The sequence below is a fragment of the Yersinia enterocolitica genome (assembly GCA_002082245.2).
GTDB lineage: Bacteria > Pseudomonadota > Gammaproteobacteria > Enterobacterales > Enterobacteriaceae > Yersinia > Yersinia enterocolitica_E.
The window spans coordinates 2,009,021-2,029,280 of sequence record NBTC02000002.1 but is presented as its reverse complement, the minus strand read 5'-3'; the positions used below and the strand labels follow the sequence as shown (position 1 = coordinate 2,029,280).

Here is a 20,260-nt window from a genome sequence, read left to right as displayed (position 1 = left end):
AGTTCGTCTATTCAACGATATCGCCAAGGCCAACGAAGATGCAAAAAAACAGATCATATTGGACTCACAGAGAACCAAGGCTGGTATCAAGAGCGATATTGCGAATGATGGCTGCGCTAATCTTTTTGTGCCTGCTGGCGCAATTGACCGGCTGCGCGCGCACTCAAATAAAATACGTAACTGTCCCGTCAGTACCAATCCCGATCAGCTTACTTTCTGACTGCATGCCACCTGACATCCCTAACACAATGACATGGGGACAGAGCGTGGAGCTGAATGAAGACATGTTGGCGGTGATAGAGCAGTGCAACGCAGATAAGGCGAGCATTCGGCAAATTGAAGAAAAGCGGGGACAGCAGCCCCGCTGAATTAATCACCCAACTTTGCGGTAAGGGTAGCCAGCTTTTTTGATGTTTACATCAAAATACTGTCCCTTAGACGGTGCGTTCATTAATGACGTGTGAACGGAGGCAGGGACTTTCGAATATTGATAGACACCACCTCCTAGAAAAGCAATTTCCAAAGTGGAACTTGCGCTATCGTAACCAACTGAATGAAGGTTTGAAGATGAAACAGGTTGACGAATCAATTGATAAATCTCATTTAAGTGGCAAAAGCGCCAAAGAGATAATTGAACACTTCAAGAGCTATAACTTTGTCGATGATCATGGTCACCGATTGGATATGTGCTTGGACTTCACAGATTTGGTTGAAATGGTGGCTAACGTCAGCGAATAGAATTGTTTAACCCCACTGGAGGTTGATCATTATCTTGGCGGTTCGGAAAGCCGAGAGGAGTAGCAAAGCCGCGCTTGTCGCAATTTGAGTACAACACACATATCACCTGACGTTTTATAGCGGCAGGTCGAATAAGAAGGCTCGACTTAGGTCGGGCTTTTTTTATGCAGTAAATCTAACGCCACGCCCGGCGTAACCAACCATAGATCCTGTTTGGAAATGAGCCTCAGAGGAATGCCGGTATAGCTGGTGAGCTTCTATGGGCTGTCATTTCTGGGCACTGAGGGTCATTTCCAAAAGGAATACACAATGGAATATCCAGTCATTACAGAAATTGAATTTAATGGAGACAAACTGACGACTGTCCGTGAAGGCGGTGTTGAGTATGTGGCAATGAAGCCTGTTATTGAGGCTATCGGGCTGGACTGGAAATCACAGCATAGAAAATTAATAGCTCAAAAGGGAAAGTATGGGTGTGGTCATATGACCATGCCTTCGCGTGGCGGAGTTCAGGAAATGCTCTGCATCCCCATTCGTAAACTTAACGGCTGGTTATTCAGCATTAACCCCGCAAAAGTACGTGCCGACATTCGCGACAAGCTGATCCAGTATCAAGAGGAATGTTTTGCTGTTCTGCATGACTACTGGACTAAAGGCGTAGCAATCAATCCCCGCAAACAAAGCATCATGGAAGAACTTAACCAGGCTTGTGCGGATATGAAGCATGATAAGCGCATTGCTAGCATGTTTGGCACCGGACTTAATGAGTGGAAGAGTGTGAAAGCGGGGCATGTATCAAAGATCAAATCACTGGTTCAGGAAGCCAATGAGCTGATTTGTTACGTGCTGACTGAAACAGGGAAAGGGAAGGTAACCCGAACATGACCAACGGCGAGAAACAGCAACTGGAAACTATCTGCCGTTACTTGAAGGAAGGTTTCCAGTATTTGAACTGTGGCAGAATATCTATTGGCGTTTCGAATATTGAGAAGGCGGAGGTCCTTCTTGATGTTTTACTGGCGATGGAAGACAAAAAACGGTCAAGGCGATAAATAGGAAGCTCTGAAATCGGAGCTACCTCAATTGAGAGCCACTTTTACAACGGCTCTAAAACATTATCTTACTAATTTATGATCTTATTGATGAGCGTTTATAAATTATCCTTCCCTAGGATAAACCCTAGCGGTAATGTGTGAACTCACTATATCAAAGGAGTTCAGCATGATTTTTCAAGGAGTTACCACTTATTATATTAACAGTAATACCGACAGTCGTTTGATTAGGTACGATGTCATAGAAATTGATAGCAATACCTATAGGGTGAAAGTAATCGATGACCAACAGCGCGGGATATCACCCCCGAGCCAGCTAGTGCAACTAGATCAATTCGATATTACTAGAGAGCAGTACAACGAGAAATATGATGTAGGCAATAGAGCCATAGTAAGGAAAGAAGCGCTCCCAGGATTTGAAAATACAATATCTGCTTCATTGCAAGAGCATAGAAATAACATTTCATAATTTCAGCCGCCTACGGGCGGTTATTTATATCTAAGCCACTGGCCTTATAAGCTGGTGGTTTTTCTATTTAGGGATAGATCATGGCAACTCTTAAGGATTTATCTAATCAGCTCCAGCAGATTAAAAAGCAGCTCCCTTTTGCTGCTGCTCAGGCGCTAACAAGTGTTGCTCGCCAGATTGCAACCGCTCAGAAGGTGGGTATGCAGCGCAATCTGGATAATCCGACCCCTTTCACTGTTAATTCTGTTGGCTCGTTTGGTGCCCGCAAAGACCGATTACAGGCCAAAGTGTTTGTACGTGATATTGCTGCGAGCTATCTCGAACCGTTTGAGTTCGGAGGTCAGCACAAGCTCAATGGTCAGGCGTTGCTTAACCCTAAAAACATAAAGCTTAATAAGTTCGGAAACTTAGCCCGTAATAAAACGCAGCAGCTCAAAGCTAAAGAAAATGTGTTTGTAGGTGAGGTGAATGGCGTTAGTGGTTTCTTCCAGCGTAAGAAAGGGAAGAAAAGCAAAAAGGTTAAGAAGCGTCAGAAGCGCTCTCCTAACGGGGTGCATCGCGCCAGAGAGAAACAAAGAGCACCTAAGCTGCTGATTCAGTTTGGTGACGCATTGGCAGTTAAACCAACGCTTGGATACTTCGACCGAGCGAATGCAATGGCACAGGCTTTAATGCCTGGTGCGTTAAGCCTGGCAATCGAGCAGGCATTGAAGACGGCTAAATAGATGAGGTATCACAGTGAATAACGGCACAATTAAGAATGCACAAATAACATGCGAAACAGGTGGCACGGTGCTTCAGGCTACATACTTAAACGCTGCTCAGGAAACGCTACAGCAGCTATTGGCCAGTGAGTTAACAGGAAAACAACCCTATCCCATTCTGTATAAGCAAGGCGATGTAGAACAGCGCGCCATTGAATTAGCTCAAGCTGTAGGGAGTGCTTTTACTGCGCTTGATTGCTTACCTGGCCGATTGTCTGATTTACATTCTCGGGCAATTCGCACTGAAGAATTATCATTGAAGCTAGCTCAGACTGTTGCCACATTGCTTGATCGTATTACTGGCACTTCATTAGGTGGGGATTTTGCTGACACCCGTCCTGTCTCGTCAAATCAAATTGGCCGCACTCACACCGCAGTCAGGCGAACAGAGGATTATCTCAATGAAGCGCTGCATGTGTTAGGTGAGATAGATAAGGCGCTTAATTAACACGTTATTAGCCGAGGCGCTGATAACCAGGTAACAACTGACTATCCTTTCAGCTCAAAACCGGAATCATTATGAACCTGTATGACAATCATTATCATCTAGAAAAAAATGGGTCCCTCCTGGCAACATTTATTACACGGGACATTGCGCACCCCGTTCTGCGTCTAGCTTTCAACTTTTGAAATTTGGGTAACAGGTAACAACTAAGGTAACACATGAACCAGTCAGATTTTGCCAAACTTCACAATGTCAGTCGAAAGACGGTTACGGCGTGGAAGGCGCGTGGGTGGCTGGTTTTAGCGGGTGATGACATTGATGTCGAGGCATCAAATGACAACATTGAGCGCTTTCGGAAAACTGTTACCCGACCAGAGAAAAAAGTTGCAGGTAACACGCAGGGTAACAAAGCAGGTAACAAGACGGGTAACAGAGCCAAAGGTAACAGATCAGGTAACAGACCTGATAAAGATCCGGTGGATTCTCCCGCAGACGTTGTGAAGAAAATGATTGCTGAAAGCGGCGTCGAGATGACAATCGATGAAGCCAGAGAAATGAAAGAAAACTTTCTGGCGCTGCTCACTCGGTTGGAATATGACATTAAATCAGGTCAGGTACTTCCTTACAAAGAGATGATTGAGGCGGTAGGTAGCGAATATTCACGTATGCGTACCCGCCTGATTGCCATCGCTCCCGAACATGGTCCCCGCTTGCGGGTGCTGGCCTCAACCACTAACGATGCGGAGTTTGTTGAAGCACTGCAAGAAGTGGTTTACGAGGCAATGGAGGAGCTAAGCCTTGATAACAATAACAACGGAGAGAGCAGTTGACCCGGCCGCTTGGCAAAACTTCTCCACGGAACTGCATCAACGACGCAAGAACGTAAAGCCCCCCGAACCTCTATCATTGAGTGAGTGGGCCAATAAGCATGCGGTATTGTCAAAAGAGACCAGTGCACAGACTGGACGATTTCGCTCTTTTGCTTATCAGGATGGCATTATGGATGCAGTAACCGATCCACTGGTTACTCAGGTGTCCGTCATGAAATCTGCCCGAGTGGGTTACACCAAGATTTTGGATCATGTTATTGGCTATTATCTGGTACATGACCCCTCACCCATTTTAGTTGTGCAACCCCGCGTTGAAGATGCGGAGGATTATAGTAAGACTGAAATTTCTCCCATGCTCAGGGATACCCCTGTTCTCGCTGAGATATCCGGTGATCCGAAAGCCAAGAGCAGTAACCAGACCATCCTTAAAAAGCAGTTTCTCAACGGTTCTAATTTAACGCTGGTAGGGGCAAACAGTCCTGGTGGCTTCCGTCGTATAACTTGTCGAATCATTGCTTTTGATGAAGTTGATGGGTATCCGATAGCGGGGGCCGGTGTTGATGGTGATCAGATAGCCTTGGGTACCAAGCGTTCAGAGACATTCTGGAATAGAAAAATAATATTAGGATCAACCCCGACGGTTAAAGGAATTAGCCGCATTGAGAAGGCTTATGCTGAAAGTGATCAGCGTAAATATTATGTTCCATGCCCTCACTGTGGTGAGTTTCAAACGCTGGAATGGGGTGGGCCAACAACGCCATACGGAATTAAGTGGGATAAAGACTCTGACGGTAATGGATTACCCGATACCGCCTATTATGTTTGCCGCCATAACGGTTGTGTGATCCATCACAACGATAAAGCCGGAATGGTGAAAGCGGGAAGGTGGCAGGCAACTATGCCCTTTAAAGGGCATGCGGGTTTTCATATTTGGGCGGGATACAGTCTCTTCCCTAACGCGGCATGGAAGTATCTGGTTGCCGAGTGGTTGCGGGTAAAAGACGACCCTTTGATGCGCCAGACATTTATTAACCTTGTCTTGGGTGAACCCTATGAAGATCGCGGTGAAAAGGCGCTCAGTGAAAAAAGCCTGGCAGAACGTTGTGAGGTTTATTCCGCTGAAGTCCCTGATGGTGTTGCCGTCGTCACCGCCGGTATCGATACACAAGACGGACGACTTGAGATTGAGGTGGTGGGTTGGGGCCGGAATGAAGAAAGCTGGTCTATCGCTTATGACGTTATTGAGGGAGATTTAGAAACTGACGAACCCTGGCGTCGGCTTGATGCTTACCTGAAGCAGACATGGCGGAGAGCGGACGGGCGAGGTTTTACGATTATGGCTGCCTGTCACGACTCCGGCGGGCATCATACCCAGAAAGTGTATGAGTTTTCCAAAGAGCGTATTGGACGGCGGATATGGGCGATAAAAGGCGAGTCGGCAAGAGGCGGTAAGCGTTCACCCATCTGGCCAACAAAGCGACCATCTTCTCGGTCAAAGTCTCAATTCAAGCCCATTATACTGGGTGTTAATGCTGCAAAAGACGCCATTCGTTCCCGTCTTCACATGGAGCAACCGGCGGCGGGTATCCCTTCTGCTGGGTATATGCACTACCCAGTTGAGCGTGATTTACACTATTTTAGCCAATTACTTGCAGAGCGCTCCGTTGTTAAAACGGCGGGCGGGCAACGTTATCGCGTTTGGGAATTATTGCCCGGGCGGGCAAATGAGGCATTAGATTGCCGGGTATACAGCTATGCAGCATTGAAAGGGTTGCTGCATTTTGGATTAAGTCTTAACCAATATGCTGACAGCCTTTTAAGTCATCCTGAAAAATTACTGCCTCCTTCGGACGTTACAGAAGACAAGCCCAACTTGCGTTTTCCGGGCGTCATTATTCCAGAGTCACAACCCACTACACCCAAAAGTAGAGCCAGAAGGCTGGCGTAAGGATATCCATGTTCAATGCAAACACTAGCCTACTGGCCGGTGCGATGAGTCGCGCCCAATTAGAAGAGGCATTAAACCGAGCGCAGCAAGCCTATATCGAATTATCGTCCGGCGCGAAGGGCGTTTCGTTCTCCTATGCGCAAGGGGATGGCACCCGATCGGTTACCTATCAGCAAACAGATATTGGGATACTCATGGGGTTAATTCAGCTTCTTCAGGCTCAGCTAGGCATCGTTAAGCGTCCACGCAGGGCGATAAGGTTTCGTTACTGATGAAAAACCCAGTAAGGATTTTAGGTCCTGACGGTAGCCCCTTGCCGCCATCCAAATCAAGGGCATCGATGTTGAGTGGTTCCCGAGGGGTTCCGTATGACGCTGCTGATTCATTCAGTGATTCTATGGCCAATTGGCAGCCGTCCTTGTGGTCACCGGATAACGAAATCAATACCTCCCGCGATCAGGTTGTTGCCCGCGTTCGCGACATGGTACGTAACGATGGTTGGGCCTCGGGCAGCGTTACCCGCATTTTGGATAATGCCGTTGGTGCGTCTTTCCGGCCGCTTGCCAAGGTTGATTACCGGACTTTGGCACTGATGACCGGGAACCCTAAATTTGACGCGAAATGGGCTGATGAATATGGACGGGCCATTGAATCAGGCTGGCGAACGTGGGCGAATGATCCGAACCGTTATTGTGATGTGGAAAGGAAGAAAACAGTCGCTCAACTGCTCCGGCTTGGTTTTCGCCACAAACTAACTGACGGTGATGCGCTCTGCGTTATGCAATATCGACCTGACCGTCTGGGCTATGGGCGCGCGCAGTATGCCACGACCATGCAGATCATCGACCCGGATAGATTAAGCAATCCTCAGCAAAATTTCGACATGCCGAATATTCGCGGTGGGGTAGAGATTGATGAGGATGGGGTACCTATTGCTTATCACATCCGAAAAGCTCACATGGGCGACTGGTGGAGCGGTAAAGAAACCATGACTTGGGAGCGTATCCCGCGTGAAACTGACTGGGGCCGCCCAATCGTCATCCATGATTTTGATAGTGACCGGGCCTCCCAGCATCGGGGTATCAGTATTTTCACTCCCATCGTTCAGCGTCTTAAAATGCTGATTAAGTACGATGAGGTTGAGTTGCAGTCGTCAATCCTGAACTCCATTTTTGCCGCCTTTATCACATCACCTTATGACCCAAGTTTGGTAGCGGACGCCCTTGATACGGGTGAGGAAGTTAACCGATATCAAGACATGCGCCGCGAGTATCACGACGAAAAACGCCTGTCACTACAGGGTGGCGCACGTATTCCGATACTGGCACCCGGTGAGGAAATGACCACCCTAAACGCGGTTCGACCAACCAGTAACTTTGTTGCTTTTGAAAGCGCGGCGTTACGGAACATAGCCGCATCATTGGGAATTTCTACCCAGCAACTGACACAAGACTGGTCAGATGTTAACTACAGCTCAGCCCGTTCAGCAATGCTGGAAGCTTGGAAAACCCTGACCCGCCGGCGCGATGATTTTGCTACAGGTTTCGCCCAGCCAATATTGTCGTGTTTTATCGAAGAATTGCATGATTTAGGTGAGGTTCCCTTGCCTGATGGCGCACCTGATTTTCTCACAGCGAAAGCGGCATATTGCCGTGCGCAGTGGATGGGGCCAGGTCGTGGTTGGGTTGATCCCGTGGCTGAGAAGAAAGGGGCCATTCTCGGGATGGAGGCGGGATTGTCTACTCTCGAAATGGAAGCCGCTGAGAACGTGGGCGAAGACTGGGAAGAACTGCTGGATCAGCGCCAGCGAGAACGTGAGGCATACATTGAGCGTGGATTGGCTATCCCTACATGGCTGCAAGCTGACACCTTTGCGCCTGATCAACAACAAAAACCGGAGGCACAGTGAATCTTCCACATTTAGCCCAGCGGCTCTTTAACACCCCGCTGGCACTTCATCCGCACAAGGCTGAAGTCGTTATGGCGGCATTGACTGACCGGTTCGGCCTGACGCGCATTCAGTCCAATGCCGATTGGGCCGACGAAGAGGATGATTTCTTTTCACGCAAAGGGCGTGATTGTGGTTATGACGTTATCGAGGGCGTGGCGGTCATTCCGATTCAGGGCACGTTGGTGCAAAAGTTAGGCACCCTGCGACCTTATAGCGGCATGACAGGCTATGACGGCATTCGAGCCAGCTTTCTGACCGCAATGAATGATGACGCTGTTAAGGGCATTTGTTTTGATATCGATTCACCGGGCGGCGAAGTCGCCGGCTGTTTTGATTTGGTCGATGAAATTTATGCTGCCCGAGGCGCTAAACCCATTTGGTCAATCCTGTCCGAAAATGCTTATTCGGCTGCTTATGCACTGGCCAGTGCAGCGGATCGTATTATCGTTCCTCGCACCGGCGGGGTCGGTTCGATCGGCGTCATCGTGATGCATGTTGACTGGTCACAGCGCATAAAAAGCGATGGCGTACAGGTCACGATAATCACCTTTGGCAGCAGAAAAGCGGAATCAAATCCCTACGAAGCATTAAGCGAAGAAGCAAAGAAGGCCATTCAGTCCGATGTTGACGAGATGGGCCGCTTGTTCGTGAGTACGGTTTCCCGCAATCGCGGGGTAGCAGAGAGAACGATCAGAGACACCGAGGCGGCATGTTTCTTGGCTGCTGATGGTGTGCAGTTGGGGCTGGCTGATCAAGTTGCCCCGCCTGATGTCGCATTCCGCGATTTATTAACATTGGTTGGAGAAAAGTAATGGCGAAAATTAAAGGTTTTTCACACCTGTTTGGCCGTGGGGCCAAGGCGTCAGAAGAGACTGAGGACGATAAAGACAAGGTCAAAAAGGCCAAAGGTCGTCAGGCTGAAGATGATGAAAAAGATCCTGAAGCTGAAGAGAACGATGACGACTCAAACGATAATCCTGATGATCAGGATAATAAGGACCCTGATGCTGAGGATGACAGCGATGATGCTGACGCGGATGAAGGGAGTGACGATGACGGTGATGATGATACCGAAGACCGTAACGTCAAAAAAGGCCGCAGTGCTGAACGCCAGCGCTGTGCTCGTATCTTTGGCAGTAAGCATGCTACCGGGCGCGGAGATTTAGCGGTTTCTCTGGCGCTTAATTCCGGCATGAGTTCTGCTGCTGTGATCCGTGTTCTTGCCTCCACTACTGCTACAGCACCGGTATCTGCCACAGTGCCCCGTAAACGCTCTTTGGATGAACGGATGCAGGCCCTCGGCAATACACAGCCCGGACAGGATGCCGCAGTCGCATCAAAAGGCGCGTCACTGGTCAATAAGATGACCAGCCTCTATGACTCAGTAAAGGGTAAAAAATAATGGATAACTTTGGACAAAATGCGTTCCAGCCGGGTATGCGCTCATCTTTGTATGTGCCCGACCAGTTAATTGCCGGGACACTGCAACTGGTCACGGATACCGCTGTTATTGCTCAGGCAGCTGCAATCCATTTGCGTGGCACCGTGATGGGTAAAATTACAGCGTCAGGCGAATACATCAAGTCAGTAAAAGATGCGGATGACGGCAGCGAAGTACCGGTTGCTATCCTCGTTGATAATGTGGATACAACCACTACCGCCCAGCGAGGGGGCGTTTATCTGATGGGGCAGTTTAATCAGAACGTGATCATTCACGATGCTTCATGGACATTGGCTGAACTAAAAACGGCACTGCGGTCGTATTCAATCTTCCTCGAAGACAGTATCCAAGCACCCGTTTAAAACCTAACTTTCTGATTTGCACCCAATACCACTCACTTGGTAGGGGCTTACTCGTCTTCAATCTTGATCTGGTGGCTCTGGCTGCCAGCAAATTAAAAGAGATACTCCATGAATAATATTTACGATACCAATGTGCTGGTGGGTCTGGTTCCCAACCTGAAAACCAGCCAAAACTGGTTACTTGATCGCTTCTTTCCCAACGTCGTTACTTACGAAACTGAAGAGGTTTCCATCGATGTTGATATTGGTAAGCGTCGTATGTCTCCTTTCGTTTCCCCGTTAGTTGAAGGGAAGCTGGTGGAGAGTCGCAAGTATCAAACCAATACGTTCAAACCGGCTTATATCAAAGACAAGCGCGCGCCTGATTTGCGTAAACCTATCCGCCGCCAGATGGGGGAGCGCATTGGTGGGGAATACACCGCCGCAGAGCGCGAAATGTTAAACATCCAGTTTGAAATGGAAGACCAGATCGACATGCTTAACCGTCGTATGGAATGGATGGCCGCTGGTGCGCTGACTAAATCTCAAATTACGGTGGTGGGTGAAGGGTTCCCGACCACGGTCATTGATTTTGGTCGTTCCAGTAACCTGACCATTACATTGAGTGGGTCAGATAAATGGCCTTTATCTGTGGCTGCCGGTGCAACAAATACTCAGCCCTCCGATGATATTGAAGACTGGCAAACGCTGATGTTGAAAGAGTCAGGATCGGTGGCCACTGACCTGGTATTTACTACCTCCTCATGGAAAGCGTTCCGCCTGGATACCACTATTAAAGACAATGCCATCGTATTCCCGGCATTAAGTCCCTTTGGTAATCAGGTTGATGCGGGGCCGCGCGTCAATAAAGGCGCGGTTTATAAAGGTCGCTGGGGTAACTTTGATCTGTGGCTTTATAACGACTGGTTTATTGACCCGCTGGACGGCATTGAAAAGCCAATGATCCCAGATGGTGCCGTATTAATGTCAGGTGCTGACCTGATGGGGACTCGCGCCTTTGGTCTCATTTTAGATCCTGCGTTTAATTATGGTCCGATGGCTTTCGCACCAAAGTCATGGATTATGCCCGACCCGGCACAGCGTTACCTGTTGATGCAATCTGCACCGTTGGTGATCCCAAGCCGGGTTAACGCCTCACTCTGTGCGACGGTGGTGTGATATGACAAAACCAGCAAAGCAACAACCGACTATCAATGAACTGGGCGGAAATCCGCCCGAGTTCGCGGGTGATGATTCGACGGACGACTCTGACGAGTTGGAGGTTGTTGTCGTAAAAGGCCAGACTCTGCGCCATAGCGGGGAAACTCATGTGGAGAATAGCCGTTTATTCCTGCCGCATGATGATGTTGAACGACTGATTAGCCTGGGCGTGGTTGCTGATGTGAAAGTGTTACGGCAGCAGGCGGCTAGCACTATTGGCCCCTCAATCACTGTCGATGATGGTGTGAAGATAAATCGAGGTGGCTGATGGGTATCAACTGGGATCAGCATCTTCTTGCACCCCTACAAGCGGTATTTGGTGACCCGGTTGATTACCGGCCTGCTGGTGGTAAGCCAACTTATACCATCAGCGGCATCTTTGATCGGGCCTATACCACCATTGACCCGCTGGATGATGGCAGCACCATTAATACCACCAATCCCGTTTTAGGGGTTAGGGACAGTGAGTTTCGTTCACCACCTAAACAGGGGGACCGGGTATTTATTGGCATCGTTGCTAATGAACCGGTCAATACCTTGTTTGCTGTAGCAGATGTTCAACCAGACAGTCACGGCGGGAGCAAACTCATTCTTAATCGGACAAGATCATGAATACAGCGCAAGTCAGGCAACTGGTTGTTGATGCCATTATTGGGAATACAGATGCGGGAAACCGCGTCTACTCCCCGCGTGACTGGCCAACCACTGAGGAGATGTATCCGGTTATCTTGGTGCAAACCCTTATCGAGGAAAAACAGTCATTAGGCCGCAACGCCCCGCAGTTCAACACCATTACAACCGTGCGTATCACTGGCCGGTTGCAGGAGCTTGACGGCGAAAATGAGAATGATGGGGCGAATAAGGCAGAGCTGGCGCTCGAACGGTTGCGAGAACAAATTGAGCGGGCAGTGATAAACAGTTATGACCTCACTCGCCAGATACAGCAGTTTGCCCGAGTCCGCTCAACCATTGATCTGGATTCGGGTGGTGAAGGCCATCTGGCTCAATTATTGATGGAGCTGGATATCGAGTATTACCAGGGGCCGGAAGACTTCTATCCCATTAATGCCGACAGATTAGACGGTATGGATGTCACGATCGCCATGCCAGATGGCACTACCGAACCCGTAGTTTCAATCAACTTCCCGGAGTAAACCTCATGATTGTTAAACCCGTAGCCGGTCGTACTGTACGCGACCCGGTTAAGGGCACCTTTTTGCCTGAATCCGGCTCTGAGGTTCCCGATAATTCATTTTGGCGTCGTCGTTTAAACGACGGTGATGTGGTGCGCGAACAACCTAAAGAGGCTAAACCTGCGCCAGAAACCACCAAAGCGGAGAAAACCAAATAATGACTATTCCTTTTACTCATATTCCGAGCAATCTTCGGACACCGCTTTTCTTCGCTGAATTTGATAACTCACAGGCGAACACGGCGACAACGACGCAGCGAACTTTAATCATCGGCCAGATGTTGGCTTCAGGCTCGTTACCTGCGGATATTCCGGTACTGGTTTCCTCAGTGGCTACCGTGGCGGGGCAAGCTGGTGCAGGTTCAATGTTGCATGGTCAGATGGCTGCATACTTAGCGAATGACATCGCCGGTGAGATCTACATTTTACCGTTGAGCGATGCGGAATCCATGGTTGCGGCAACGGGTAAAATTACCGTGACCACGCAGGCATCAGCAACTGGGGTTATCTCTCTGTATATCGCGGGTATTCGGGTGCAAGTCGCGGTGGTGGCGACTGATGAGGTGGCAGATATTGCCACTGCATTAACTTCCGCCATCAATGCCGCCAGCGCCTTGCCTGTCACTGCTGCTGCGGTGGCGGCGGTCATCACGCTCACCGCTAAAAACAAAGGTGCCCACGGTAACACGATTGATTTGCGGCTGAACTATTTGGGTAGCGCCGGTGGCGAAACAACACCAGATAGCCTAGTACTGACATTTACGCCAATGGCTGGCGGTGCGGGTGCGCCTGAACTGGATGATGCGCTGGCTAATTTGCAGGACAGGACCTTTGATTTCATTATCAATCCATACACTGACACTGCGTCACTGAATAAAATCAAAGACTTCTTGTCAGACAGTACCGGTCGCTGGAGTTATGCCGAGCAGCTCTATGGCCATAGCTTTGCGGCTCAATCGGGGACTTATGGACAACTGACAGCCGCAGGCGAATTACGCAATGATCAGCATGCTTCTCTGTTGGGGGTAAATGGCTCGCCAACACCAAGCTATATCTGGTCAGCGGCTTATGTTGGCGCTATTGCGCAAAGTCTGCGTAACGACCCCGGCCGCCCGTTACAAACCTTGGCAATCAGTGGCGTACTGGCTCCCCCACTGGCCAGCCGCTTTACCCTGACCGAGCGTAATAACCTGCTGCACAGCGGGATATCCACGGTCACTACCACCGACGATGGTACGGTACAGGTAGAAAACATCATCACCACCTACCAAAAGAACAAGTATGGCGCGGAAGATGACAGCTATTTGCAGATTGAGACCTTATTCCTGCTGATGTTTGTCACTCGATTCCTGCGTACTCAGGTAACGTCGAAATTCGCCCGTATGAAGCTGGCGGCCGATGGCACCCGTTTTGCCCCCGGCTCGGCGATTATTACCCCGAACGTGATCCGCGCTGAATTGATTGCCCAGTACCAGACGTTGGAATTTAACGGCTATGTGCAGGATGCCAAAGGGTTTGCCAAGGGATTGAAGGTCGAAAAAAGCGCCAGTAACCCGAATAGAGTTGATGTGCTGTGGACCGGTGTCCTGATCAATCAGTTGCGTATCTTCGCTGTTCTCAACCAATTCCGCCTCCAGGCATCAGCATAAGGATTCATTATCATGGGTGATACATCCAATCGCCTCGCGGGAACAGCTTATGTCACCGTTGACGGCCTGACCATCATGGTTGCGGGGCAATTTAAATACAGCCCCTCAAAATTCAAGCGTGAAACCCTGACGGGAATGGATGGGGTGCATGGTTATAAAGAAACCTTTAGCGCCCCGTTTATTTCCTGCCAAATCCGTGACAGTGGCGGCACGTCGATCAGCGATTTTAACGACCAGACCAATGTCAATATTGTCTGTGAATTGGCTAATGGCAAAACGATTATCGGCAGTGGTATGTGGTCGGTAAATACCCAAGAAGTAGATAGCACCGAGGCGACTGCTGATATTCGCTGGGAAGGTGGTTCGGTATCGGTGACGGAGAACTAAGATGTCTGAATTAGAACGCACTAAAACAATCCCCCTCGTTAAGCCTATTTCTCATGAAGCCACTAAAACCACCTATGAGGCTATCGAACTCAGTGAACCGATATTGATTCAGGTTCAGCAGTTTTATGACGAACAGGCTAAATCTGGTGCACTCAGTGCGATGGGACTACTTATTTCGCTGGTGTCGAATGTGCCGCGTGAAGCCATCAAAAAAATGGCTTTCACCGACTATAAAGCCTGTGAGGTCTACATGATGAGTTTTTTAGCCTACTCCCCCCAGGTGGAGAATGGGGTAACGAACTAGCAGATGTGACCTATTACTATGGGTGGGGGCCATCAGATGCCTGGTCCCTGACCTATAGCCGATTACAGTGGTGGTATCAGCAGGCGGTCAGAATTAACAAGGTGAAGGCGGGGAAAAATGGGTAATGCATTTGATTTTGAACTGACCGCGACAGATCAGGCGTCGGCCTCCATTCAGCGTATCGAAGAGGCCGTTAAAAATCTCATTCCTGATCTGGATAAAACCCGTGATGGACTTAAATTAGGGGGGCAGGGATCAGTTGAAGGTATTGACGACCTCAATGCTCGTCTAAAGGGAATGGGGCAGTTTGCGCGTGAAGGTGTGCAGTTTGTCGGTGATATGGTGCCCCCGCTAAAAATGGTTGGTGAGATTGGCAGCAAGGTACTCAGGTTTGGTGCGCTTGGCGCTGTTGGTTATATTGGCGTCAAAGCCGCTCAGGGGTTAAGTGCGGCTGCTGATTCAGCCTATTCGCTTGATGTGGCGGCTAAAAATGCCGGTATGTCAGTTGATAATTTTAGCCGTGTTAGCGGTGCTATGCAGATATTAGGGGTCGATAGCGACTCTGCCCGTCAATCTGTTGAAGGGCTATACAAGACGTTTAATGACCCTTTGTGGGCACGTAACGATGTGACACAGGAGTTATTGGCTCGGAACGGCATTGTCATTGAACGCCTCAAAGATGGCACGGCAGATGTTTATAAAACACTGGATAATGTTGCCAAGATATTCCCTAAACTTTCGCCACAAACTCAGAAAACGCTAGCAGATGCTTTAGGATTGAACGCCCCCCTTTTAGCATTAATGCGAGAGGGTGCCAGGTACAAAGAGTTACTGGCTAAATCGGATAGTTTGGGCTTAACGGTTGATCCAAAAGTTAATGCGCAACTGGTTGAATTGAATGCTCAGCTCAAGGAGGCCAGCGCGGCAATTGATGGTTTGATGGCCAAGGGAAAAATATGGGCCGCCAAAAAACTGTTGCCGGATGAAAATATGGTCAAGGGAAGTGCTGCGACCCAACTTCATGATATGAGGATGCGCGAGAACGATGATGAAAACTCGTTTGCACATGGTGATAAACAGAAAGATATTCTTCATCGGGCGCGAGTAGACGATAAATTCAAAGAGACATTATCGTTTAAAGAGAAAGCCTACTTAACGTTTGGGTATCCAGATAAGGATTTTACCCAAAAATTAAATGATCAGTACGGTGCAGATTGGGAAGCGCAGGAAAAGAAACGGCTTGAGATAGAAAAGCAAAAAAACGTCGCTCCCGTTAAATCACCCTACATACTCCCCGGCGAAGATCAGCAGCAAGCGAGACTGAAACAGTTAGAGTCGCAGTATAACCTCCCTTCAACCTTGCTTGATCGGGTCTACCTGACTGAATCTAACCGAGGTAAAAATCTACTATCACCCGCAGGGGCACAGGGTCCATTTCAGTTTATGCCGCCAACAGGTAGAGATTATGGCTTAAACTCGATGGATGACCGCATGGACTTCAATAAATCCAGCGAAGCAGCAGCTAAGTATCTTTCTGACTTGCTTAAAATGTTTGATGGGGATGTCAATAAGGCCGTTGCTTCTTATAACTGGGGACAGAATAACGTTAAAAAATATGGGTTAGAGCAAGCGCCTGCTGAAACGCGTAACTATCTCCAGAAGATTATGCCGGGTTTACCTGCCATTCATCCTCAGTCCGGCGGGTTAGCGACTAATACTCCTTCTGATATCAACGTATCACCTCCAGTATCGATAAACGAAACCGGAGAAAGTATCACAGGAAATCAGCCATCATCTATTTTAACAAATCCGAATAATAGCGTTAGGGACATTGATGACATAACTCAAGGTGTTGGCGGCAAGTCTGAAATAGAGCTAACGCTGATTGATGATAAAACAGGTGCCCGCAGAACCATTACCTCCCCAGCAGGCGCTAAAATATCAACATCAATGAATTACCCAAGTTAACTCAACGTAGTTACAAACCTCGCCTCTGGCGGGGTTTTTTACTTTAAGGGGGAATAAATGTCTCTGATAGGTAATGCACTTTCTGATTTATTAGGTACGGGCGGTGATAGTTGGCAGTGGTCCGAGCATCTACACCCTGCATCATTTCGGGGCGTTCCCTTTGCGGTTATGAGTGCCGAGGGTGTATTCGGTCGTCGTCAGGCCATTCATGAATACCCTTATCGCGATACAGCATGGATTGAGGATTTGGGCCGCGCGACTCGCCGCCTGACTATCCGTGGTTTTCTTATTCAGAGTAGTGGACTTTATAACGCGCCTGACGTCATGACTCAGCGTGATTCACTGATTGCTGCCTGTGAAATGCCGGATGCGGGAACATTAGTACACCCAACGCTGGGTGAAATGACGGTCAGTATTCCTGAAAGTGGTCTTCGTTTGAATGAAGGGGCTGAGTCAGGGCGTGTTTTTGAATTTACGTTGACCATCATTGAGTCAGGTTTACGGGTGTTCTCTGTTACCAGTTCAGCAGATGCCGTTTCGTCTATTCAGTCGTCATGGTTTGGTTTGGCGTCCAAATCCGTTGCGACATTTATCGCCACGGTAAAAGGCGAGATCCGCTCTGTCACTCAAACCATCAGAACGCTGAAAAGTACGGCTGCATTCTGGGTCAATATGGTGAATTCAACGACCAGCGAGGCAACAAACCTTGGCAATGTGCTCCGCTCTACATTAGGCCGGGATCGTTATGGCCGCTACAACCACGGCACGGTTGGCGGCAGCGTGTCGGGTGCGACTGCATCCATTAGTACACAAAATGACACGGCCAATCTATCCGCGCTGGTGGCACAAAGAATGGCGGTATCAGTTGAGGGGCGGGAGTCAGTCAACAAGGCCACGGAGGCATTACGAACAGCCGCTACAGTTGAAGGGCATGCGAATGCTGCTCTTGCGGTCGTGAATGCCATATTGGCCAGCGGAGCCAGTACCCTTGATTTAATCCGTATGATGCAAGAATTAACGGAAGTTAATGACAATACTTTTCGACCCAATCCCAGTGACAGCAATACCGCAGCCGCCAACTACCAACTCATTATTGTGTTGTGCGCCGGTGCGATGGTGTTTGCTGCTTCGCAATATCAACCTGAAAGCTACGACGATGCGGTCGATATATTGACGCGGGTCTGTGATGTTGTAGACAGTGCGGCGCTTTCTGCGGCTGACAGGGGTAATGACGAGGTATACCAGGCACTAAACGACTTGTGCGGTTCAATCGTCACGCTGTTGCAGCAGACCGGCGCGAACCTGTCTCGCGTTGAGACAGTCAATTTTAACCGATCATTACCCGCACTCAATCTTGCCAATCGGCTCTATCAGGATGCACGACGGGGTGACGCGTTGGTGAAAATGGCCAACCCCGTTCACCCGGCATTTATGCCTGTCCGATTTAAGGCGCTGAACTCATGAGTGATGATCTGACACTACGCATTGGCAATAAGCTGATTACCGGTTGGGATAATATACGGGTCACGCGCAGCATAGAAAGGTTACCCAGCGATTTCAGCCTGTCATTGATGGACCTTTATCCGGGGAGTGATAACCAGCAGTGGGTCAATCCCGGCGACCCCTGTGTGGTTAATTTGGGGGATGATGTGGTGCTCACCGGGTATATCGACCGTTGGGCACCGATGATCAGCCGTAACCGCCGCGAAGTGAGGGCGACGGGGCGGAGTAAGTGCCAGGACTTGGTTGATTGCTCCGCAGAGTGGCCAAACAATGTGATCAGCCAATCGACAGCGCTACAGATAGCTCAACGGTTAGCGATGCCCTACGGCATTACGGTGTCCAGTGATGTTACCGACCTCGATATTGTTCCCCAATTTACATTGAACTGGGGGGAGTCCTCTCAGGAAATTATTGACCGTATCACGCGCTGGGCGGCATTGCTGTATTACGATCTACCCGATGGCAGTTTATATCTAACTCGGGTGGGGACGCTAAAAGCAGGCAGCGGGGTAGCGCAGGGCATCAATATTGAAGACGCTGCGTATAACTCGGGAATGGACCAACGATTTTCTGACTATATCGGCGTTTCGATGTCTGTTAGTCAACTTCAGGAGCAGGTTCAGGATGCGGGATACGGTTCAGTTACGTTAGCGCGAAGCCGCGATCCTGAAGCAGCCCAAATGCGCTATCGAAACCGCATTATCATTGTTGAAAGTACCATGAAAGCCCTAAAGCTGGCTCAGCAATGTATTGATTGGGAAATGAACCGCCGTTATGGACGCTCTAAAGAGCTGTTGGTGACGGTCGATAGCTGGCGGGATAACGACGGAAAACTGTGGGAACCTAACACGCTGATCCCCATTGATTTACCTGTTTTTGGTTTAAAGGATGAACTCTGGCTGCTATCGGAGGTGACCTACCTCAAAGACGATCACGGCACTGCTGCGCAAATGGTCCTGATGCCCCCCGAAGCCTTTACCGTCCAACCTTATCAGTTTTATTCAAATCTTATGGAGTTAAACCAGTAATGAGCGACTCAGGGCAACTCGCCAAGTTATACCGGCAAATAAAAATGATGATCGGGGTGGGGCGGGTGACGGGCAGCAATGATGGTGGCACCGTTCAGACCGTCCAATATCAAACCCCTTTAGAAGTTCGTAGTGATACCCCGAGGCTGGCTGAGTTCGGTTTTTCATCAGGACTTCCCGCCAATACTGATGTGGTTATTGGTTTTTTAGGTGGGGACAGGTCAAGTGCAGTCATTATTGGCTCAAATCATCAGTCTTTTCGCCACACCGGACTCAATACGGGTGAAACGGTGATTTATTCGCAATGGGGGCAATACGTCAAGTTAACCGAAAACGGCATTATTATTGAAGCCAATGGCCAGCCGGTCACGGTTAATAATGCGACTGAGGTGACGATTAATGCCTCGGGAAAAGTACGGTTAAATACGCCGTTATTAGAGGTTAGCGGCGATATTGTCGATAACGCAGACAGCAATAGCACCACACTGAAAACCCTGCGCGAAGCCTATAACACCCACAATCACCAACTTAAAAATGTTCAGGGTGGTAGCTCGACATTAACCAGTGAAGTGACGGACAAGGTGGTTGAATGACAACAGATATCAAAACAGTCTGGGAACCGGACAAATTGCTGGGCGACTGGCAAACCGGCGGCGGTGGGTTGCTGGAGGGTGATGATTTAGAGACTGCCATTTTAATTAGCCTGTTCACGGACCGGTTGGCCCGTTCTGATGACGCTATCGACGGCGACGATCGGCGCGGGTGGTGGGGTGATACCGGCTCAGAGTATCCGATAGGCTCTCGTTTGTGGTTGCTTCGCCGCGAAAAACTCACGACTAAAGTCGCGTTAAAGGCTGAGGACTACGCCAATGAAGCCGTAGCTTGGTTACTTGATGATGGTGTAGTGACCGCAATAAGCGCCAATGCTCAGATAATGTATCCCAACCGACTGAATCTGATCATCAGCTATCAACAACCGGCTAAAGCACAGGCTTCAGTTAAATTCTCATGGGTATGGGAGACCTAATA

26 protein-coding genes are annotated in these 20,260 nt (G+C 49.1%); 25 read left to right on the top strand and 1 reads right to left on the bottom strand.

What is annotated here, in order from left to right; all coding sequences use genetic code 11:
- Window positions 1-38 precede the first annotated feature (38 nt).
- Window positions 39-368 (top strand): Rz1 lytic protein, encoded by a 330-nt coding sequence (locus A6J66_010765; protein PNM24620.1) that lies wholly within the window; start codon window positions 39-41, stop codon window positions 366-368.
- Window positions 369-373: 5 nt separating this feature from the next.
- Here A6J66_010765 and A6J66_010760 read toward each other — a convergent pair whose 3' ends face one another.
- Window positions 374-589 (bottom strand): KTSC domain-containing protein, encoded by a 216-nt coding sequence (locus A6J66_010760; protein PNM24619.1) that lies wholly within the window; start codon window positions 587-589, stop codon window positions 374-376.
- A gap of 458 nt (window positions 590-1,047) precedes the next feature.
- Between A6J66_010760 and A6J66_010755 the strand changes: the two genes are divergently transcribed.
- The 24 genes from A6J66_010755 (at window position 1,048) to A6J66_010640 (ending at window position 20,258) form a co-directional block, all read left to right on the top strand.
- Complete coding sequence (locus A6J66_010755; protein PNM24618.1) at window positions 1,048-1,623, top strand: hypothetical protein; 576 nt, start codon at window positions 1,048-1,050, stop codon at window positions 1,621-1,623.
- 336 nt (window positions 1,624-1,959) lie between these two features.
- Window positions 1,960-2,259 carry a hypothetical protein gene (locus tag A6J66_010750; GenBank protein ID PNM24617.1) on the top strand — a complete coding sequence of 100 codons (300 nt, stop codon included), beginning with the start codon at window positions 1,960-1,962 and terminating at the stop codon, window positions 2,257-2,259.
- Window positions 2,260-2,339: 80 nt separating this feature from the next.
- Window positions 2,340-2,984 (top strand): hypothetical protein, encoded by a 645-nt coding sequence (locus A6J66_010745; protein PNM24616.1) that lies wholly within the window; start codon window positions 2,340-2,342, stop codon window positions 2,982-2,984.
- Between the two features lie 67 nt (window positions 2,985-3,051).
- Window positions 3,052-3,471, top strand: coding sequence for a hypothetical protein (locus A6J66_010740; GenBank protein ID PNM24615.1), 420 nt, complete (start codon window positions 3,052-3,054; stop codon window positions 3,469-3,471).
- A gap of 215 nt (window positions 3,472-3,686) precedes the next feature.
- Window positions 3,687-4,298, top strand: a complete 612-nt coding sequence (locus tag A6J66_010735; GenBank protein ID PNM24614.1) for an RNA polymerase subunit sigma-70 — start codon at window positions 3,687-3,689, stop codon at window positions 4,296-4,298.
- Complete coding sequence (locus tag A6J66_010730) at window positions 4,267-6,246, top strand: terminase (protein ID PNM24613.1); 1,980 nt, start codon at window positions 4,267-4,269, stop codon at window positions 6,244-6,246. Before A6J66_010735 ends, A6J66_010730 begins: the two co-directional genes overlap by 32 nt.
- 8 nt (window positions 6,247-6,254) lie before the next feature.
- A complete protein-coding gene (locus A6J66_010725; protein PNM24612.1) occupies window positions 6,255-6,518 on the top strand; it encodes a phage head-tail adapter protein in 264 nt (87 codons plus the stop codon).
- A gap of 68 nt (window positions 6,519-6,586) precedes the next feature.
- Window positions 6,587-8,155 carry a phage portal protein gene (locus A6J66_010720; protein PNM24611.1) on the top strand — a complete coding sequence of 523 codons (1,569 nt, stop codon included), beginning with the start codon at window positions 6,587-6,589 and terminating at the stop codon, window positions 8,153-8,155.
- Window positions 8,152-9,009 carry a S49 family peptidase gene (locus tag A6J66_010715; protein PNM24610.1) on the top strand — a complete coding sequence of 286 codons (858 nt, stop codon included), beginning with the start codon at window positions 8,152-8,154 and terminating at the stop codon, window positions 9,007-9,009. The genes A6J66_010720 and A6J66_010715 overlap by 4 nt, the downstream gene beginning before the upstream one ends.
- Window positions 9,009-9,599: a DNA primase gene (locus tag A6J66_010710; GenBank protein PNM24609.1), complete on the top strand. Its 591-nt coding sequence runs from the start codon at window positions 9,009-9,011 to the stop codon at window positions 9,597-9,599. Before A6J66_010715 ends, A6J66_010710 begins: the two co-directional genes overlap by 1 nt.
- Window positions 9,599-10,000, top strand: coding sequence for a head decoration protein (locus A6J66_010705; protein PNM24608.1), 402 nt, complete (start codon window positions 9,599-9,601; stop codon window positions 9,998-10,000). Before A6J66_010710 ends, A6J66_010705 begins: the two co-directional genes overlap by 1 nt.
- A 108-nt stretch (window positions 10,001-10,108) precedes the next feature.
- Window positions 10,109-11,158, top strand: a complete 1,050-nt coding sequence (locus tag A6J66_010700) for a major capsid protein (protein ID PNM24607.1) — start codon at window positions 10,109-10,111, stop codon at window positions 11,156-11,158.
- A 1-nt stretch (window position 11,159) separates the two neighbouring features.
- A complete protein-coding gene (locus A6J66_010695) occupies window positions 11,160-11,468 on the top strand; it encodes a hypothetical protein (protein PNM24606.1) in 309 nt (102 codons plus the stop codon).
- Complete coding sequence (locus A6J66_010690; protein ID PNM24605.1) at window positions 11,468-11,812, top strand: hypothetical protein; 345 nt, start codon at window positions 11,468-11,470, stop codon at window positions 11,810-11,812. The genes A6J66_010695 and A6J66_010690 overlap by 1 nt, the downstream gene beginning before the upstream one ends.
- On the top strand, window positions 11,809-12,354 hold the full coding sequence (locus tag A6J66_010685; protein ID PNM24604.1) for an ATP-binding protein: 546 nt from the start codon (window positions 11,809-11,811) through the stop codon (window positions 12,352-12,354). The genes A6J66_010690 and A6J66_010685 overlap by 4 nt, the downstream gene beginning before the upstream one ends.
- A gap of 5 nt (window positions 12,355-12,359) precedes the next feature.
- Window positions 12,360-12,551 carry a DUF2635 domain-containing protein gene (locus A6J66_010680; GenBank protein PNM24603.1) on the top strand — a complete coding sequence of 64 codons (192 nt, stop codon included), beginning with the start codon at window positions 12,360-12,362 and terminating at the stop codon, window positions 12,549-12,551.
- A complete protein-coding gene (locus tag A6J66_010675; GenBank protein PNM24602.1) occupies window positions 12,551-14,041 on the top strand; it encodes a phage tail protein in 1,491 nt (496 codons plus the stop codon). The genes A6J66_010680 and A6J66_010675 overlap by 1 nt, the downstream gene beginning before the upstream one ends.
- 12 nt (window positions 14,042-14,053) lie before the next feature.
- Window positions 14,054-14,428 (top strand): phage tail protein, encoded by a 375-nt coding sequence (locus A6J66_010670; protein PNM24601.1) that lies wholly within the window; start codon window positions 14,054-14,056, stop codon window positions 14,426-14,428.
- Window position 14,429: 1 nt separating this feature from the next.
- Window positions 14,430-14,732 carry a phage tail assembly protein gene (locus A6J66_010665; GenBank protein ID PNM24600.1) on the top strand — a complete coding sequence of 101 codons (303 nt, stop codon included), beginning with the start codon at window positions 14,430-14,432 and terminating at the stop codon, window positions 14,730-14,732.
- Window positions 14,733-14,849: 117 nt separating this feature from the next.
- Window positions 14,850-16,700 (top strand): lytic transglycosylase domain-containing protein, encoded by a 1,851-nt coding sequence (locus A6J66_010660; protein PNM24599.1) that lies wholly within the window; start codon window positions 14,850-14,852, stop codon window positions 16,698-16,700.
- Window positions 16,701-16,757: 57 nt separating this feature from the next.
- Window positions 16,758-18,164: a hypothetical protein gene (locus tag A6J66_010655; protein ID PNM24598.1), complete on the top strand. Its 1,407-nt coding sequence runs from the start codon at window positions 16,758-16,760 to the stop codon at window positions 18,162-18,164.
- Complete coding sequence (locus tag A6J66_010650; protein PNM24597.1) at window positions 18,161-19,231, top strand: phage tail protein; 1,071 nt, start codon at window positions 18,161-18,163, stop codon at window positions 19,229-19,231. The genes A6J66_010655 and A6J66_010650 overlap by 4 nt, the downstream gene beginning before the upstream one ends.
- Window positions 19,231-19,824, top strand: a complete 594-nt coding sequence (locus tag A6J66_010645; GenBank protein ID PNM24596.1) for a baseplate assembly protein — start codon at window positions 19,231-19,233, stop codon at window positions 19,822-19,824. The genes A6J66_010650 and A6J66_010645 overlap by 1 nt, the downstream gene beginning before the upstream one ends.
- Complete coding sequence (locus A6J66_010640; GenBank protein ID PNM24595.1) at window positions 19,821-20,258, top strand: hypothetical protein; 438 nt, start codon at window positions 19,821-19,823, stop codon at window positions 20,256-20,258. The genes A6J66_010645 and A6J66_010640 overlap by 4 nt, the downstream gene beginning before the upstream one ends.
- Window positions 20,259-20,260: the final 2 nt, after the last annotated feature.

Bases quoted from the DNA above. Each gene is read 5' to 3' on its own strand.
- A6J66_010665 (PNM24600.1), top strand. From the start codon at position 14,430: ATGTCTGAATTAGAACGCACTAAAACAATCCCCCTCGTTAAGCCTATT.
- A6J66_010680 (PNM24603.1), top strand. From the start codon at position 12,360: ATGATTGTTAAACCCGTAGCCGGTCGTACTGTACGCGACCCGGTTAAG.
- A6J66_010755 (PNM24618.1), top strand. From the start codon at position 1,048: ATGGAATATCCAGTCATTACAGAAATTGAATTTAATGGAGACAAACTG.
- A6J66_010695 (PNM24606.1), top strand. From the start codon at position 11,160: ATGACAAAACCAGCAAAGCAACAACCGACTATCAATGAACTGGGCGGA.
- A6J66_010690 (PNM24605.1), top strand. From the start codon at position 11,468: ATGGGTATCAACTGGGATCAGCATCTTCTTGCACCCCTACAAGCGGTA.
- A6J66_010685 (PNM24604.1), top strand. From the start codon at position 11,809: ATGAATACAGCGCAAGTCAGGCAACTGGTTGTTGATGCCATTATTGGG.
- A6J66_010675 (PNM24602.1), top strand. From the start codon at position 12,551: ATGACTATTCCTTTTACTCATATTCCGAGCAATCTTCGGACACCGCTT.
- A6J66_010745 (PNM24616.1), top strand. From the start codon at position 2,340: ATGGCAACTCTTAAGGATTTATCTAATCAGCTCCAGCAGATTAAAAAG.
- A6J66_010735 (PNM24614.1), top strand. From the start codon at position 3,687: ATGAACCAGTCAGATTTTGCCAAACTTCACAATGTCAGTCGAAAGACG.
- A6J66_010650 (PNM24597.1), top strand. From the start codon at position 18,161: ATGAGTGATGATCTGACACTACGCATTGGCAATAAGCTGATTACCGGT.
- A6J66_010700 (PNM24607.1), top strand. From the start codon at position 10,109: ATGAATAATATTTACGATACCAATGTGCTGGTGGGTCTGGTTCCCAAC.
- A6J66_010640 (PNM24595.1), top strand. From the start codon at position 19,821: ATGACAACAGATATCAAAACAGTCTGGGAACCGGACAAATTGCTGGGC.
- A6J66_010705 (PNM24608.1), top strand. From the start codon at position 9,599: ATGGATAACTTTGGACAAAATGCGTTCCAGCCGGGTATGCGCTCATCT.
- A6J66_010720 (PNM24611.1), top strand. From the start codon at position 6,587: ATGTTGAGTGGTTCCCGAGGGGTTCCGTATGACGCTGCTGATTCATTC.
- A6J66_010725 (PNM24612.1), top strand. From the start codon at position 6,255: ATGTTCAATGCAAACACTAGCCTACTGGCCGGTGCGATGAGTCGCGCC.
- A6J66_010710 (PNM24609.1), top strand. From the start codon at position 9,009: ATGGCGAAAATTAAAGGTTTTTCACACCTGTTTGGCCGTGGGGCCAAG.
- A6J66_010670 (PNM24601.1), top strand. From the start codon at position 14,054: ATGGGTGATACATCCAATCGCCTCGCGGGAACAGCTTATGTCACCGTT.
- A6J66_010750 (PNM24617.1), top strand. From the start codon at position 1,960: ATGATTTTTCAAGGAGTTACCACTTATTATATTAACAGTAATACCGAC.
- A6J66_010655 (PNM24598.1), top strand. From the start codon at position 16,758: ATGTCTCTGATAGGTAATGCACTTTCTGATTTATTAGGTACGGGCGGT.
- A6J66_010645 (PNM24596.1), top strand. From the start codon at position 19,231: ATGAGCGACTCAGGGCAACTCGCCAAGTTATACCGGCAAATAAAAATG.
- A6J66_010660 (PNM24599.1), top strand. From the start codon at position 14,850: ATGGGTAATGCATTTGATTTTGAACTGACCGCGACAGATCAGGCGTCG.
- A6J66_010765 (PNM24620.1), top strand. From the start codon at position 39: ATGCAAAAAAACAGATCATATTGGACTCACAGAGAACCAAGGCTGGTA.